At 75.6% G+C, this 16,707-nt stretch carries 4 protein-coding genes; all 4 read left to right on the top strand.

Annotation, left to right across the window (positions count from 1 at the left end; all coding sequences use genetic code 11):
* The first annotated feature begins 11,996 nt into the window (after window positions 1-11,996).
* Window positions 11,997-12,644, top strand: a complete 648-nt coding sequence (locus tag HUT10_RS09630; protein WP_176170863.1) for a type VII secretion system-associated protein — start codon at window positions 11,997-11,999, stop codon at window positions 12,642-12,644.
* 158 nt (window positions 12,645-12,802) lie between these two features.
* Complete coding sequence (locus HUT10_RS51815) at window positions 12,803-12,937, top strand: hypothetical protein (protein ID WP_303246955.1); 135 nt, start codon at window positions 12,803-12,805, stop codon at window positions 12,935-12,937.
* A 20-nt stretch (window positions 12,938-12,957) separates the two neighbouring features.
* The gene (locus HUT10_RS09625; RefSeq protein ID WP_176170862.1) at window positions 12,958-13,575 is read left to right on the top strand and encodes a hypothetical protein; all 618 of its coding nucleotides are present in this window, start codon (window positions 12,958-12,960) and stop codon (window positions 13,573-13,575) included.
* A gap of 303 nt (window positions 13,576-13,878) precedes the next feature.
* Window positions 13,879-16,665: a BTAD domain-containing putative transcriptional regulator gene (locus HUT10_RS09620; protein ID WP_254896785.1), complete on the top strand. Its 2,787-nt coding sequence runs from the start codon at window positions 13,879-13,881 to the stop codon at window positions 16,663-16,665.
* The last annotated feature ends 42 nt before the right edge of the window (window positions 16,666-16,707 follow it).

The following is a 16,707-nucleotide window of genomic DNA, read 5'->3' as shown; positions in this document are numbered from 1 at the left end:
GCGGTTGCGGATCGCGGTGGTCCACCCGTCGCCGGTGAACCACGAACCCCGCACGCGGGAGGTCCGGGAGCTGGTCGAAGGGGCCGTCGCCGAGGTGCTCACCGGCCACCCGGACGCCGATCCCCGCGTCGTGGCGCTCGTGCCCGGCTTCGTGCGGTTCGAGCGGTACGTCCACCGGGGCACGCCCGCCGCGGTCCTGCTGGACGTGTCCGACCCGGAGTCGCCCGGGCGGGTGACGGGCCACTTCCGCACCCTCGGCCGTGGCATCCGGGTGTTCGACCCGGACCAGGCCGCCTTCACCGAGTTCGGCCGGCAGCAGGGGGCCGAGATCGCCGCGGATCCCGGTCTGGAGCTGCCCGACGTCCGGATCGCCGTGCGCTCGCGGCTCACCGCCCGGGACGCCGCGTTGCGGGAGTCCCTGACCGCGGACCTCCGCCGGTTCCTCCACGACGGGCTGCGCGCGGCGGGTGTCGACGAAGCGACCCGGGAGCAGCTCCCGATCACCTGGACCTGGTACGACAGCAGCGGCGGCGGGTACGACGGCGAAGTGGTGGTCCGGGCGCTCGCCGGGCCCCGGCGGACGCCCGGCTGGTACCGGGACGCCCGTGAGCTGACCGGCGCCTTCGTCACCCACAGCACGCGCCTGCCGGCGACGGTCGAACGGCGGCTGGGCTGGGCCCTGGAAGGGTTCGCCGCGCGCCTGGCCGCCGCCGGCCCGGACCACGCCCCGACGCTCGACATCACCGTCGCCGGAACGGTGGAGGTGCTCCCCGGACGCCTCGCCCGGGTCGAGGAGCTGGTGCGGACGGCGCTGAACGCCGGCGACCGCGCGCGGTTCGCGCCGGCCACGGTGCCGGAGGTGCTGCGCGACCACGTCCGGATCGCACCCGCCGAGCCGGGTGGGCCCGGCCCTGGTGTGCGGCTCGTGGAGACCGCTCCGGCCGCCGCCGTCCCGGAGGAGGATGCCGCGGCGCCGGAGAAGATCGCCGTGGTGCCGGATGCCGGGGCGCCGGAGATGGGCTCGCCGATGTCCGACTTGGCGATGCCCGACGCGTCGCCGAGCCCGGTGCGCCCGCGGGGCGGCTCGGTGTTCGACGACCTGGAACAGCAGCTCGACGAAGGCCCGGGCGAAGAACCGCAGTGGGCCGGCCTCACCCACCCCGCTGATGGGGAGCCGGCGGACGACGGCGTCCTCCCGGCGGACGACGCGGCGTTCGACGACCTGGTGCACGACCTGATCGACTTCGACGGCAACCAGGGCCGCGAGCCCGGGACCCCGGCGGTGAGCTTCTCGGACCTGCTGGAGCAGTTCGACTGGGACAGCTTCCCGGAGTGGTCGGCGGATTTCTTCCCCGGTACGCCGGAAGCGTTCGGCGCCCCGGTGGACGAGCCTCCGGCGCTGCCGCTCGACACCCCACCCGGCCTGGCTGCGGTCCCGGAGCCGCCGGCGACCGGGGAGCCGGTGGTCCGCGGTCGGTTCACCGAGCAGGGCGGGCTCGTGCTGTCCCCGCCCGAACGCGCGGCGATCGGCGCCGCGGCGGGCCGCTTCGCCGGGCTGGTGGCCCAGGGCCACCGGACGTTCGAGCTGCGGCTGGACCTGAACGCACCGGAAGCCCTGCACGACCGGATGGGCGGCCTGATCGCCGACACGCTCCGGCAGTCGGTGGACGCCATCCTGGCCCGCGGCGGATTCCCGGTGCGCTCGACGGCCGAGCTGGAGGTGCGCTGGCGCGGCGAGGCGGAGTCCGACCCCTCGCGCGACGACTTCGGCGGGTGGGAGCTGCGGTTCCGCCCCGTCACCCCGGAAGCCGATGCCCCGGAAGCCGATGCCCCGGAAGCCGCGGCGCAGGAGGCGGACCGCCCGCACGACTGGGACAGCCTCTACGACGTGACCCCCGAGCCGGAGGGACGGCCGGAAGACCCGGCGACCCCCCGGCAGCCGGGTGCCCCGGCCGCTCGGCCCGAGTCGGTTGCGGAGGCGGGCGCTCAGGCTGCGCCGGTTCCGGCGGCCGAGCCTGGTCCGGAGGAGCGGCTGCGCCGGCTCCAGGAGCAAGCCGCGGAGCTCGCGCGCGTGGAGGTCGAGCGCTACGACCGGCGGATGGCCGAGCGCGAAGCGGAGCGCCGGCGCGCGGAACAGGACCGCGAGAACCAGCGCGAGACCGACTGGTGGGACCGCGAAACCCAACGCCGGCGCGACCAGCGGGAGCAGCAGGCCCGGCTGGAGGCCGAGCGGGTCCGGGCCGCGGAGGTGGCCCGGCGCGAGGCTGAACAGGCGCGGGTTCGGCAGGAGGAGTGGGCCCGGCGGCAGGCCGAGCAGGCCCGGATTGCCGAGGTGGCCCGGCAGGAAGCTGAGCGGGCCAGGGTCCAGCACGAGGAGCGGGCCCGGTTGGAGGCCGAGCGCCTCCGGGGCGAGCAGGTGGCCCGGCGCGAGGCCGAGCGGGCCCGAGCCCAGCACGAGGAGCAAGCCCGGCTGGAGGCCGAACGTGTCCGGATGCAGCGGCAGGGCGAACCTCACCGGGACGAGCCCGCCGGGCGTCGCGGGGGCCGGCCGGTGGCCGGAGACCTCGGGACCGGGCCGGGTGCGGCGGCCGCCCCGCGGCGGGATGCGGACGCCGCGGCGGGTGCCGGCGCCCGGATTCCGGCGAGGCCGGCTCCCGTGGTGCTGGCCCGCGGCCGGGCCGACACCTCCGGCCGGCTGCGGCCGGACCTGCTGCTGCCGCCGCTCGAACGAGCTCGGCTGCGGCAGGCCGCGCGGGACGTCGTCCGCTTCGCGATGGCCGGCACCCCTGCCGGGCGCGAAGGACTCGACCTGGGGCTGAGCCTGCGCCTGAGCGGCGGCAGCAATCTCGAACGACGCTTCGCCGACGTCAGCGGGTTCCTCACCGAGCAGGCCCGCGCCGAGCTCGCCGCGGCGCTGGACGAGCTCTACCCCGCCGAACGGTTCCCCGGCCGGCCCGCGGAGTGGGAGTTCACCGTCGAGCAGCTGCCCGGCGACCGGGAGACCAACGGCAGCTGGGAACTGACCCGCCATGACGGCCCGCGCCGCCCGATCGCCTATTACCGGGCCCTGAGCGGCTTCGCGGCGCCGCTGGCGGGGGTGCGCCGGCTCGCCGCCGTCGACCGGCGCCGGCTCGGGTGGGTGGCCGAAGGCTTCACCGACGCGGTGGTCGCCGGGCAGGACTCGCGCTTCCGGTTGACGGCCCACCTGCCGCGGCTGCTCAGCCGGGGGCTGGTCGGCGACGAGACGCGCCTCGCGCCGTTCCGCGCGGTGGTCGAGGAAGCCGTGCGGCACCGGCTGGCGCAGTACACCGCGCCCGGCCACACGGCGGAGGAGATCCTCGCCCGGGTGGATGCGGAGGTGCACGAGCTCCTGGACACGACGTCGCCCGGGATCGTGGTGCGCATCGACACCCGGGGCACCGGGACCGGGCCCGCCGGCCCGGACGTCGTGCCGCTGGCGGACCTGCTCGGGCCGCAGCACGTCGAGCCGGGTGACGTCGACCACGTGGTGCTGCGCGACCGCGGCGGCCTCGTGCTGGGCGTCGGGTTCCCGCACACCGACCGCGAGCGGGAGGTCCTGCGGGAGGCGTTCGCCAGGGGAGCCGGCGCGGCAGGGGAGTTCCGGGTGCCCCTCCACCACGACGAGGGCGGGTTCTCCGTGCGCACGCGCGGCGGCCGGATCGTGCGCCTCGACGAGCGGGGCGTGGTGCGCCTCCTGACCGGCCTGCAGCTGCCCGGTGTCGTAGGCTGGCGGCACTGGTCGGCGCTGGCCTTCCTCAGCTGCCGGGTGAGCAGCCCCCGGCACGGCAACCGGCTGGTGACGCTGCGGGAGCTCCTGCGCGAAGCCGGTTACCGCGGCGAAGTCCGCGGCCCCGGCATGCGGGTCGCGGTGCACCGGGACGGCATCGTGCGGGAGCTGCCGGACGACGCCACGCCGGACGAGGACTCCGTCGTCTTCGGCCCCCCGCCCGTGCCGGCTGCGCCGCGGCACTACGTCGTCGACGCGGCCCGGCCCCGCCTCACCGATCCGGCCGCGGCGGCGGACCTGCGGGCACTGGCGGCCGCGCTGTCCTCGGCGGTGCGCTCCCAGCGGGCAAACGGACTGCCGGTGCCGCGCGTCCGCGTCGCCGGCACCCCGCGCGACGCCCGGGTCGTCGCCGATCTGCTGCGCGCGGAGCTGGAACCGGGCCTGCCGGAACCGGAGATCGCGATCGGTCCGGGCACCGCGGGGCCCGTCACCGTCGACGTGACGGTCCCGGTCGTGCCGCGGGGGGCGGACCACGCCCCCACGGCGAACGCGGCGGGCGGGCTCAGCTTCGACGCAGGCGCGGCGTCGGAGCGGGCCGGCTGGGAGCGCCTGCACCAGGCGTTGCCGCCGGAGACCGGTGGGCAGAAACCGTTTTTCGTCTACGTCGAGGGGCGCGGTGGCAAGTTCCTGGTCGGCGGCGTCCTGATCGACGGCGCCACCCTCGCGCGGCACGTGCGGAACTCCCCGGCGTTCCGGCGCTACGCCGCCGACGCCGCGGTGCCGGTCCGCCTGGTCGGCGCCGATCCCGCCGACCCGGACCGGACGATCGCGGCCGGGAAGGAGTTCGCGGAGGCGTTGCGCGGCGACGGGCCGTACCGCTCGGTGACCGCCCTGACCGAACACCTCGTGCTGGACGCGGTCGGCTCGGCGGTGCCGGAGAACGGCGGCGCCGCCGAACCGGTGGCGTCGATCCGGCCGAACGACGTGCGGTGGCTGCGGCTGATGGACACGAGCGGCCGGCGCATCGGCATGGGCTTCGCCTCGGCTGCGCGGGAAGACGACGGTCTGGCCGGCAAGCTCATCCACACCACCGACCACAGCCTGCGCGCGGTGAAGGAGACCGACGCCGGAAAGCCGGCGGGGTCGGCCACGCAGGCATGGGCCCCGGCGACCGAGGGTGGCCGGACCCGCCCGGTCGAGCTGTTCCTCGACGTCCTCGGCGACGACTTCCTCGTCCCGCTGTCCGACGGCAGCACCCGGCGGCTCGACCCCGAGCACAGCTCGCGGCTGCTGGCGTGGTCCTCGGCGTTCCGGGGGCTGACCAAGGTCCGGGCCCGCCCGCCGCTGATCGTCTTCGGCACGCTTCCCCCGGGGGCAGTGCCCGCGGGAGGCGAAGCCGTTCAGCGGCTGCTGGCCGGGCTGCGCGCGCTGACCGGGCCCTGGGAGACCTACCACTACACCGGCCACTACACAGTCAGCGACATCGCCATGGTGTCCGTCCCGCGGGGCACCCGGTTCACCGAGGGCCCGCCCCCGTCGACGGCGGACGTGGTGCACGTCGCCGGCGGCGGGGTGTTCGGCTTCCCCGTGCCGGGGGCGGTGCGCGAGCCGGCGGCGGAGACCGCGGTGTTGTCGGCCTTCCTCGACGCGGTCGAAAACGGCACTGCCGACCTGGACGGGCTCTGGGCGCCACGGAAGCCGATCGTCGTCACCGTCGACTCCCCGGACGGCCGGTTCGCCCGCCTGGCCACCCACTCCGGCGCCGTGCTCGAACTGGACGGCCGCCGGCTCGGGGAGATGCTGCTGGCCGATCCGCGCTTCCGGGAGCACCTGGCGGCCGACCCGCTGCGCCCGGTGGTGCTGGTGGCCCGCGACGGCAGCACCCTGGCCGGTTTCGGCGGTCTGGGCTTCGACTTCGCCGGTGCGCTGCGCTCGGCGGGGTTCTTCCCCGACGTCTACGCCCCGGACGGGCTGGCGATGGTCGAGCGCAACGGAATCGGCGCCCCCACCGGTTTCCGGCTCGTGTCGGACCTGCGGGCCGGTGACGTGCGGACCGAAGTCCTGCCGGACGCCGACGGGAACCCGATCGCGCTGTTCGTGCGCTTCCCCGGTGACGACGAGGCCCTCCGGCTGGCCCGGCAGTGGGCCGGCCACGCCACGGCCCAGCGCCTGCGCACCTACGCCACCGGCACCGGTTCGGCGGATTCGCCGTGGCCGGCCGGTCTGGTGCCGCTGTTCCTGTTCGCCGGCGCGGGTCCGCGGGGCTACACCGCCATCCGGGCGGACGGGGTGCACCAGCACCTCACCGCGGCGCAGCTGGCCCGGATCGTGCGGACCGACACCCGCGTGCGCACGGCGCTCGGCCGCGGACAAGACCGCGGGCGCGACCGCTCACTCGTGCTCGCCGCGCTGGACGGGGCGACCACGGGAGCCGCCGAATTCGGCCAGTCGCTGCTGCCTGGCGGGTTTTCGCGGGTCGTTCACCACGTACCGGACGGCTTCTCGCTGTCCGCGGACGGCCGCTTCGCGACGAACGGGACGGCTTTCACGACCGAACTCGCCCCCCAGCCCGGGCCGGACGACGTCGTCACCTACGCCATGGCCAACGAAGCCCTCGGCACCCACGGCCAGTTCTTCCCGCTGAACGAGATCGACGCCCAGGACATGCACCTGCCCGTGCGGTACGACACCGCTGTGCGGCAGCAGTACTACCTTCGCGCGCTCGAGAACGGCGAGGACGGCAGCCGGCGCTACGAACCCCTGCTGTCGCCGTGGGCCGGCAGCACCGTCCCGGCGTGGTTGCTCGACGGCCACGTCAGCCCGCGCGGATTGATGCCGTTCGCGCTGAAGACCGACCGGCCGCTGCACATCGGCGACACCGTCGCGCTGACCGCGGAAGACGGTGCCCGGCTCGTCGCCGGCACCGAGCCGTTCCGGCGGGCCGGGCTCGACCCGTGGGCGTCGATCCTGCTGGGACAGTGCTGGACGATGGCGCCGCAAAACGGCCTCGGCCTGGCCCACGCGGAGCGGTTCAAGCTCGAGTGGCGGCGCATCGTCGGGCCGGGCGCGGTGTTCGGAGCCACCCAGGTGATCAGCGTCGGCACCACGACCGCCATCCGGACCGTCGAAGAGGGCGGGACGGTCCTCGAGGCCCTGCCGGACCACGAGCGCACCCCCCAGGTGCCGCTGGCCGACCTCGCGGCCGGCCGGATCCCGCCGGAGGTGCTCGCGTTCCCGTCCAAGAGCAAGACCCTGCCGGGCCCGGCGGTCGCCGTCGTCCGTCGGGTCGCGCGGCAGGTCGCGCGCGCGGCGGCCTGGCGGCGCCGCAACCACGCCCGCCTGCCGGAAGTGACGATCCGGGGCTTCGGGCAGGTCGGTCTGCTGGGCGCGAAACACGCGGCGGCGACCGGCCGGGCGCGCGCCGACGCGGTGGCCGCGGTGCTGCGTCACGAGCTGGAGGAGGAAGCGCTGCGGCTGGCCCGGCTCGGTCTCGACGTCCGGCCGGGCGACCTCGCCGTCCGCGTCCTCGGCGCCGCGGCACCTCCGCAGGCGGGGCCGGTCGCCCACCTGGAGGTCCACCTGCCGAAGCACGAGCTCGGCGAGCAGGCGGTCGGCCGGGTGGCCGGTGGCGACGATTCGAGGCGGGCCATCGGGGAGCTGAACGAAGCCTTCCGGGCGCTGGCCCCGGAACCGCTCCCGGCCGGGACGGGCGCGCCGGCGATCCACCATGCGGGACCGACCGGCCCCGCGGTCGCGGCGCCCCGCTCGGGCGAAGACGTCCTGATGACCGACTACGGCTCCGATCGGGATGCCGACGGTGAAACGGATTCCGACTACGGCTCCGATCGCGACGCCGACGGTGAGAGCGACCCCGGGTACGCGCGGCCGGACGTGCCCGCTCTGCTCGGGGAGCTCTCCGACGAGATCGTGCAGATGCAGCGGCACCTGGCGGCCTTCCCGGCGTCGTTCCAGCCGGAACTGCGCGGCCGGGTGCGGGAGTGGCGCCGGCACGCGAGCCGGCTGCGGGCCGCCGGACTGTCTGATGTGGACGTCGTCACGCTCGCCGGCCGGCTCGCCGGCGCCCGGCGGCTGACCGCCCGCCTGCGGCACCTGCGGCTGGAGGAACTGGTTCGCAGCTACACCGCGGCGGTCGTCGAAGTGGAGGACGAGGAGAACCCGCTCACCTTCCACCCCGGCGGCGTCCCGGGCGGTGTGAGCAACCGGCCGGACGCGCGGTTCGGCTTCGAGCTCGAATTCCAGGTGGTGGGCGAGGAGTTCGTCGACGTGGCGGCGGCGCTGCGCTCGACGCTGGACGCCGCGGGCTTCCCCGGCTGGACGATCGTGCGGGAAGGAGCGCACGAGGGTGGCGTCGAAGTCGTTTCGCCGATCCTCCCGGGGGTTGCGAAGAGCTGGGCCGACCTCGTGCACGTGCTCGACATCATCCACGCCTACCGCGGCCCGCACGGTGGCCGCGCCGATGCCTCCTACGTGGGCGGGCACGTGAACTTCAGCTTCGCCGAGCAACCGGAGCTGCCGGTGTACGGCCGGGTCGCGCAGCTGGCCAAGGCGTTCGAAGACCTGCTCTACCGGCTGGGCAACCACCACGGCACCACCCCGCTGCAGCGGAAGCTGTGGATGGTCGGGCCCAACCCGCTCCCGCCGGACCCCGAGACGATCACCTCGATCGACGAAGTCCAGGCCCTCAGCACCGACAGGTCCGACGCGATCAACTTCCAGCACGTGGACGGCGACGACGGCGACTGGCTGGAGTTCCGGTTCTGGGCCGGCAGCCTGGACGCCTCGGTGTGGCAGGTGCGCGCCGAAATCTCGGCGGCGATGGTACTGGCGGCGAACGATCCGTCGCTGCACCGCCGCCTCGACGAGCTCATGGCCGACCCCCGGCTGATCGGGCACGGGCCGGTGGCCGCGACGCGGGAGGCGCGGCTCGGCCTGCTGCTGGACTTCCTGGAGCTGCTGCCGCTGAGCCCGGCGGCGCAGGAGCTCGCGGTGCAGCTCTACGCCTGGACCGGCCCCTGGGGGCCGCAAGGCGACAACGACCACCACCTGCGGGCGCAGGTGGTCATCGGCGCCGGGGCGCGCGGATGGCTGTACCCGGTGCGGGGCGACAGCGTGCGCGACGCCCTGCGCACGGTCGGGAGCCTGCCGGTCCACGACGGGGTGGAGATCGTCGCCGCGACGGTGACGCCCGGACAGGACACCGTCGAGCTGTGGTCGGCCGACCCGGTTCCGTTCGCCGCGTTCGCGAAGGTGCTGGCGACCCGTGAGGTGCTGACCAACGCCGCCGATGCGGCGCCGGACAACGTCGCCCCGCGCCTGGTGCTGGCGGTCTCGGGCGGGGCGGCCCGGCTTGGTCCGGCCGTGGTGGCCGAAACCAGGGTGCCGGTCGTGGTGACCGGCGGGCCGGTGCGGATCACCGGGGACGGCCGCGTCGAAGCCGGCTCGGAATGGATCGAGCTGTCCGAGGGCGGGCCGGCCGTCTACACGGGACTGACCGACCTCGGGACGGCGCTCGCCTGGCTGAGCCGGTACGAACCCCCGGCGCCGCCGGTGCGATCCGGTTTCGGCGCCGGTCCGTCCCGCGCGCCGCTGCTCACCCTGGCCGGCGACCCTGCGCCCGCCGCACCCGGCACGCCGCCGCCGGTCACCCCGGCTCCGGCGCCGGTACCCGCGCACGAAGTCGCGGCGGACGACGTGCGCTGGTTGGCCACCCGCAACGCGGAGGGCCGGGAGACGGTGCTGACCGTGTCCGACGGCGACGAGCAGGCGGACTACCTCGCTGGCACCTTCAAGTGGACGACCGAGCAGAGCGACCGCCTGTTCGGGCTCAACCGCACCGGCGCCACCGGGGAGGTCACCACCGTGGAGGTGACCGCGGACTGGGCCGACGGCCCGAACCCGGTGCGCCTGCTGCTGAGCGCCGCCGGCGGCCGGTACTTCGCGCGGTTGCGGGACGGCCGGCAAGCCATGCTGACGCCCGGCGAACTGGCCGAGCGCGTGGCCGCGAGTGCGCCCTTCCGGCGGCTGACCGCCGGCCCGGTGCGTCCGCCGCTGGCCGTGGTCACCTACGCCGACGACGTCGCGCCGGGGGACAACTCGCTCAACGAGGCCTTCCTGGCGAGGCTGGCCGCCTTGACCGGCCCGTGGGTCTCGTACCACTACGCCGGACCGCTGAGCCTGCGCGAGGACGGCGTCCTCGTCGTCGACCACCCGTTCGGGGCGGGGCCGGCCCTGGCCCCGGCCGACGTCCGCTACGACCGGGACGGTGCTCGCATCGTCTTCGCCGGGACCGCGGAGGAGCCCGTCGGGGAAGGGGAATCCCTCGTCGTGGCGGTGCCGGGGACGGAGACCTCCGCCCGGATCGAGCTGGCGAACGGCGTGCGCACCGACCTGGGCGGCACCGCACTGGGCGAGTTGCTGCTGCGTGATCCCGGGTTCCGGCAGCAGCTCGCCCGCGAGCGGCCCGTCGTGCTCGCCACCGCGGCCGGTGCCGTGCGGGTGGGCACCGGCGGGCTCGGCTTCGACTTCGCCGGCGCGCTGCGCGCGGCGGGCTTCTTCAACGACGTCCACGTGCGGGCCGCGGACGGCACACTGACCCTGGTGTCGGTGCCGCGGGCGGGTGACCTGCAGACCACCGTGATCACCGGCCCGGCGGGGCAGCCGATCGGCGAGTTCGTCCGGTTCCCCGGGGACGGCGACGTGCTCGCGCGAGTCCGCCGGTGGGCGGCGAAGGACACCGGTGCCCTCACCGCGTTCCTCACCGGGGAGGGGACCTGGGCGCTCCCGCCCTGGTCCCGGCGTCCGGTGCTGCTGTTCGCGCACCGGAGCGAGACCGGCTACCGCGCGCTTCGCCGGGACGGCCGGGAGCTGGACCTGCCGGCGCGCGTGCTGGGCCAGTCCTTGCGGGACGGCCGGGAGCTGCGTGAGATGCTCGGCGGTGAAGGCGCGGTGGCGGGCGCGGAAGGCGAGGAGATCGGCATCGTGCTGGCCAGTCTCGGCGGTCCGGCGACGGATCTGGCCGGGTTCGCCGGCGAGTTCGTCACCGCCGGCTACTCCCGGACCTTCTACGGCCCGCTGGGCGCGCTGGAGTTCCGGCCCGACGGCGTGCTCGGCCTGGCCGGCGGCGGGTTCGAGCGGACGGTGCCGGCCGTGCCGCAGCCGTGGCACCTGGCTGCCTACGAACGGGCGAACGCGAAGCTGGGCACGCGGGGCCAGTACTTCCCGGCCGGGGACTTCGACCGCGCCCTGATGGCGGTGGGCGCGGTGAACGACACGACCGCGCAGAGCCGGATCTACTACTCCGGCACGACCGAGCCGGACGGCGAGGGCGGTCACCGCGAGGTGTGGCGGCCCTACCTCGCGCCCGTGCGGCCCGACGCGAGCCGGTCGTGGAACGCGGTGCTGCACGGCACCGCGGGCCAGGGCTTCCACTTCCGGCTGCTCGCCGGCTCTCCGCACCGGCTGGGCGACCGCGTGACGCTGGCCGGGGCGCCGAGCGCGGCCGCCCTGTTCGGCAGTGCGGCCTTCCGGCGCGCCGGGCCGGCCGGGCCCGTCGAGCTGACGCTGCTCAGCTGCCTGGCCGACGTCCGTCCCGGGCCGGGCCGCCCCAGCTCCGCCTTCCTCCTGAAACAGGCGTGGGATCAGGGCCGGCCGCTGCGGGTGGTGGCGCCGGACGGCTACGCCGCCCTGGACGCCGACGGGACCCGGTACGTCGAGGACGGCGGACACCTGCGCGAGGTGCTCGAGCCGGCCGCCACGCCCCCCGAGCCCATCCCGCTGAGCGATCTGGCCGCGAGCCGGATCGAGCGGGCGGACGGTGCCGACCCCACCGAGGTGCGCCGGGCGGCCCGCCGGGTGGCCCGGGCGGCCGCGTGGCGGGCCCGCCTCGGCGCCCCGGCGCCGTCGGTGCGGATCGCCGGCTTCGGCGACACCACCGAGCGGGGACGGGAGCGGGCGGACGAGGTCGCCGGCGTCTTCCGCGCGGAATTCGCGGCGCAGAGCGCGCGGCTGGCCGGGCTCGGCCTGCCGGTCCCGGCGCCGGCCCCGGTCGAGATCACCGCCCGGACCTTCGCCGACGTGCCGGGCGGCCCGCCGCCCGCCGACGTCGTGGTGTCGGCCGACCTGCCCGTGCACGAACTGGGCGAGCAAGCGCTGGCCACGGGCGATCCCGGGGAGATCCGGCGCGCGTTCGCCGCCCTCGAACCGGAAACCGAATGAGAAAGGGGCCGTCATGGCCACCACGACCGAACCGAACGAGGCACCGGCGGACGGACCGCTGGAGAACTGGTTCCTGCTGATGGACCCGGCCTGGAGCCCGGCCACCGAAGACGCCGCGCCGCCGGTCGAAGCCGTCGTCGGGCTGTGGCCGGTGGCCGAGGACGGCCGGCTGGGCAAGTTCCGGGCCAACCCGGAGTACATGCCGGCCGACGAGCACTCGCCGTCGGACCCGCTGGACGCGGTGCTGCGGCTGGTCCTGCAGGGACGCGCCGAGGCCTCGCACATCCAGCTCGTGGTGCGGGAGACGCTCGTCGACGTCGCGATGAACGGCGACGGTCGCCCGCTGGTCACCCGGTCGCCGGACGACGTCCCGTGCATCGTCGTGGCCACCGGCGAGCCGCACCGGCGGCGGGTCGCCTCGCCGGGGTGGCGGCGCGTCGACCTCGGGGAGCTCACCGGGCTGCTCGCCGAAGGCGTCGACGTGCTGTTCAACCCGGGCGGCCCGGCCGCGGTGCGGCTGACCGGCGACTTCCTGCGCGAGACGCTGGCGATGGACGAGGCCCGGGTCGCCGAACTCCACGGGCCGGGTGAGCACGACGTCTCCGGGCTGCGGATCGTCCCGTGGGAACCCGCCGCCGACCGGGTGGGTGAGTCCGGTTAGGACGGATGGCCGGATCCGGGGGCGTTCGGACAGCATCGAGTGCCCCTTCGCGCTGCGGCCTGGTTGGCGGTTCCCCGCCGCGGCTAGCATCGGGCTTTCGACTGTTCGCCGCGGCCCCGGCCGTGGTGTTCGCACCGGTGGGGAGGGGAAGGTTCGCCGTGGTCACGGGCAAGGTGCTCCGGTCCGGCGGAGCCGTCCCGGCGGACGTGCCGCCGCCGACCGTGGAGCAGCTCGTCGCCGTGCGGCCGAGCTGCCCGGCGCCGGCCCGCAAGCACGCCTGGATCGACGAGTAACGGGGGACGAGGTGGGGCACGTGCGCACGGCCGTGGAGGGAGCCGGGGAACTGCGGAGCCTGGAGGCCGAGCTCCTCGACGTCCGGCGCTACATCCGGCGGCACCGCTCGCCGGCGGAGCCCGGGCGGCTGTGGCTGCACCAGCTCTGGAGCGACCTGCTGCTGGACCGCTGGTCCGTCCTCGACCGGCGGATCCGGCGCTCGGCGGCGGCCCCGGACGAACCGAACGGGGCGGCGGCCCCCGCACGGCGGGTGCGGGTGCTGCCGAACGCCGTCGAGCCGCTCACCCTGACCGGGCTGAGCGCCTGCCTCCGTCAGGCCCCCGGCCTCCTGGTGGTCGGGGACCGGGGCCCGGCCCACCCGGCCGTCGACGTCTGCGTGCACGCGACCGAGCGGGTGGACCGCGCGTTCGTGGAGGCACTGCGCACGTCGGCGCGGCGCTTCGACGCGCCCGCCGTGCTGGTGGCCAACCGCATCGAGAAGGCTGACCTCAACGTCCTGGCCCGCTGCCGGGTGCGCGCGGTGCTGCCTCGGGTCGCGGCCTCGAGCGGCCGGCTGGTGGACACGGTGCAGGCGGTCGGGGCGGCCGGGCACGTCCCGGGCCCGGACCTGCTGGCCGAGCTGCGCGGGCAGGGCTGAGGGCAGCCCGGGGCCGTCTCGATCCCTCAAGGGCCGGCAGCGCGGTTGCCCCAGGTGGTGGCCACGCTGCGCCGGCAGGCCTGAGTGAGCGTCCGCGGCGGCTCGTCGCGGGTTTCCAGCATTTCGGGCAGGAAGCCACCAAGCTCGGGCAACAAACGGCGTACCGACGCGGACGCGGCGTTATCAAGAGTGCAGAGCCGCGCGCCGGCGGCTCACCGCCGACCGGGTGACGGCCGCGCCGGTTCTTGAGTGCCCTCGCGGGGATCGGGTGGAGATTGGGTCGCCGTGGGTGGTGCTGAGCGGGTGTTGCGGATCGACTTGCTGGGCGAAGTGCGGGCTCGGGTGGGGGAGGGCGAAATCGCCGTCGGGCCGCCGCGGCGGCGGGCGGTCCTCGCGGTCCTCGCGCTGCGGGCCGGGGAGACGGTCTCGCGCGCGGAGCTGGTCGACGGGGTGTGGGGTGATGCGGCCCCGGCGTCGGTCGAGGGCAGCGTGCACACCTACATCCACGGGTTGCGCCGGGTGCTGGCGGAGGCCGGCGGCGACGTCCTGGTGCGCACCGGCGCGGGTTACCGCCTGGTGCTGGAGCAGGCCGCGCTCGACGTGACGGCGGCCGAAGCCGGGGCGCGCCGGGCGCGCGAGCTGGCCGCGGCGGGGGATCGCTCCGGCGCCGTGGAGGCGCTCGGGGAGGCCCTGGCGCTGTGGCGCGGGGTGCCGTTGTTCGGGGTGCCGGGGCCGTTGGCGGAGGCGGAGCGGGTGCGGCTGACGGAGCTGCGGTTCCAGCTGGTGGAGGAGCGGGCGGAGCTGTTGCTCGGGTTGGGCCGGCATCGTGAGGTGGTCGGTGAGCTGGCGGATGCGGTGCAGGCGGAGCCGTTCCGGGAGCGGTTGCGGGTGTTGCTGATGCTGGCGCTCTATCGGAGTGGGCGGCGGGCGGATGCGCTGGCGGAGTTCGAGGCGGCGCGGCGGTTGTTCGTGGCGGAGCTGGGGCTGGACCCGGGTCCGGAGCTGACGGATCTGCAGGCGCGGGTGCTGCGCGGGGACCCGGGCCTCGACGCCCCCGCCGCGCCCGCGGCCGCGCCGGTGCCGGCCCAGCTGCCGCACGGGGTGCCGGAGTTCGTGGGCCGGACTCGCGAACTGGAGCAGCTGGCCCAGTGGAGTGCCCCGGCCGGGCGCGACAGCCGGGCGCTGGTGATCTCCGCGGTGGACGGGTTCGGGGGCGTCGGCAAGACGTCGCTCGCCGTCCGGTTCGCGCGGCAGGTCGCGGCGGACTTCCCGGACGGGCAGCTGTACCTCAACCTGCGCGGGTTCGACCCGCACCGCCCGCCGCTGTCCGCTCCGGAGGCGCTGGGGCAGCTGCTGTGGTCACTGGGCGCGGGCGGCCGCAGGCAGGACCGCGACGCGCAGGTGGCGACCTACCGGACGCTGCTGTCGGGCAAACGGGTCCTCGTCCTGCTGGACAACGCCGCGTCGGCCGAGCAGGTACGCGAGCTGCTGCCGGGTCCGTCGAACAGCCTGGTGCTGATCACCAGCCGCAACCGGCTCAGCGGCCTGGTGGTGCGCGACGGTGCGCACCGCCTCACCCTGGGGGTGCTCACCGAGGCCGAGGCCCTGGAGCTGCTGCGCACCTCGGTGGGGCGGGCGCGGATCGACGGCGAACCCGCCGCGGCCGCGGAGCTGGCGCGCTTGTGCGGGTACATCCCGCTCGCGGTGCGGATCGCCGCGGAGAAGATCTCGGTCAACCCCGGTGCGAGCTTGGCGGACCTGGTGGCGAACCTGACCGCCGAGCAGGACCGGCTGGACGCCCTGGAGGCCGGTGACGACGAGATGTCGTCGGTGCGGGCGGTGTTTTCCTGGTCCTACCACTCACTCGACCCCGAAGTCGCCCGTGCGTTCCGCTACCTGGGCACGCTGCCCGGACAGGACGTCGGCGTGGCGGCCGCGGCGGCCCTGCTCGACCGGCCGGTCGACGAAACGACCGCCTTGCTCACCGTGCTGTACGAGCAGAACCTGCTGGAGCGCAACGGGGACCGCTACGGTTTCCACGACCTCGTGCAGGTTTACGCCGCCGAGCTGGCCGAACGGCACGACAGCCCGGAGGACCGGGCCGCCGCCGCCCGCGCCCTGCTCGGCTGGTACCTGGCGGCCGCCCGGCCGGCCTTCGCCTGCTTCATCCCCGACCACCCGCTGGTGGCCGCGGGCGTGCCCGACGGCCGGTACGAACTGCCGGTGTTCGACGGCCGCGAAGCGGTGTACGCCTGGTATGCGGCCGAGGCACCCAACACGCTTCCGCTGATCCAGCGGGCCGCGGAGCTGGGCGAGCACGCCATCGCCTGGCAGCTGGCCTTCTTCACCTACAACCACTACTACGCGACAGGCCTGCTCACCGAGTGGATCCAGCTGCTCAAAGCCGGGCTCACCTCGGCAGGCGAGATCGACGACCCGGAGCCACGGGCGCGCATCCTGATGATGCTCGGCATCGCCTACTCCCGGATCGGGCAGAACGGGCTCGCCGTCGACCACCTCGAGCGCGGGCTCGCGCTGGCCCGCGCGGTCCGCGACCCGGACCTGCAGATCGCGTTGCTGGCGAACCTGGCCTCGACACTGCGGGAGATGAAGTGCTACGACGAAGGCATCCGCCGCGCCCAGGAGGCGGTCGAGCTGGCGACGGCGGTGGGCCGCGACTTCCGCACGGCCTCCTGCCTCGACTCGCTGTGCGAACTCTACGTCGAGTCCGGGCAGCCGCGCCGGGCGCTCGAAGCGGGAGCGGCGGGCCTGCGGGCGGCCCGCGCGAGCGACACCGGCCTGACGGAGGTCAACATCCTGGTCAGCATGGCGCACGCGCACCGCGACCTCGGTGACACCACCACGGCTCTCGGCGAGTACGAGGCGGTCCTGGAGCTGTGCGCGAAGCTGGGCGACCGCTACCACGAAGGTCTGGCCCTGCTGGGCATCGCGGAACTGGAACGCCGCGCCGGCGCCCACGCCCGCGCCCGGGAACGCGCCCAGCGCGCGCTGGACATCTTCGTCCAGCTGGACGGCGAGGAAGCCGGGGAGGCCCAGGCGTTCCTCGCCCGGCTGAACGCCGCGTCCTGACCGGGTGCGCCGCGGCCGCCTGAGCTGCGGCGCACCCGGGAG

Origin of the sequence: Amycolatopsis sp. Hca4, from assembly GCF_013364075.1 — a bacterium.
In the GTDB taxonomy this organism is placed as follows: Bacteria; Actinomycetota; Actinomycetes; order Mycobacteriales; family Pseudonocardiaceae; genus Amycolatopsis.
The sequence above is the reverse complement of the archived record's forward strand: the minus strand, read 5'-3'. Positions and strand labels throughout refer to the sequence as shown.

What these genes read in the sequence shown, in the direction of transcription:
- HUT10_RS09630 (WP_176170863.1), top strand. Translation starts at nt 11,997, where the DNA reads ATGGCCACCACGACCGAACCGAACGAGGCACCGGCGGACGGACCGCTG.